1 protein-coding gene is annotated in these 356 nt (G+C 61.5%); it reads right to left on the bottom strand.

The genetic code is table 11. The features are described from left to right. On the bottom strand, nucleotides 1–341 hold a 341-nt coding region (locus tag AC1DNC_RS16805), incomplete at its 3' end, for a hypothetical protein (protein ID WP_476863661.1). Nucleotides 342–356: the final 15 nt, after the last annotated feature.

Genomic DNA, 356 nt, shown 5'->3' with positions numbered 1-356 from the left:
AGCTTGGACAATGCGTTGAAGATGTCTTCCGCGACCTCGCGCCACATGTGCCGGGTTTTCTCATCCATTTGACTGCGTACCGTTGCAAGCTGCTCCAGCGCGTCGAGTAGCGGTCCGGCTTCGGGCTCGTTGAGGTCCTCGTCGTCGAGGTCCCCTGGGTAGTAGCTCTGCGGCGGTGGCACCCCGGCACTTGTCGTGCGGCGCATGGCGTCGAGCAGCAATCGCATCCGACCCGCCACTCCTTGAATGACGTTTGCTGCTGCAAACTGAAATGGGATGCTCTGTTCGCACAACCAGGCGAGGCCCGGCATGTCCTGGTCGCCGTGGTCCTCGTCCTCCAACGGGGAATACTGACT

The organism is Arthrobacter sp. 01N442, assembly GCF_056399345.1.
This window is presented reverse-complemented; position numbering and strand designations above follow the sequence as displayed.